Here is a 255-nt window from a genome sequence, read left to right as displayed (position 1 = left end):
GACGGCGTTCATCCAGTATTCGCGCGAATTCACGCAGCCGCTGGGGCAGATGGCCGGCATGGCCAACATGCTGCAGTCCGGCGTGGCATCCGCCGAGCGGGTCTTCGAACTGCTGGATGCGGATGAGCAGGAACCGGACACCGCCGAGACGGCGCTGCCGGCGCGGGCTGACGGCCACGTCGCGTTCGAGCATGTGAGCTTCAGCTACAGCCCGGACAAGCCGCTGATCGAGAACCTGTCCTTCGCGGCCCGGCC

Annotated in this window: 1 pseudogene; it reads left to right on the top strand. The window is 67.5% G+C overall.

The features are described from left to right. Nucleotides 1-255: pseudogene (locus AC5RVV_RS18445) on the top strand (ABC transporter ATP-binding protein); the annotation flags it as partial.

The organism is Arthrobacter sp. MDT2-34-1, from assembly GCF_059091365.1.
Note: the sequence above shows the minus strand (reverse complement) of the source record. Positions and strands in the feature narration are given on the sequence as shown.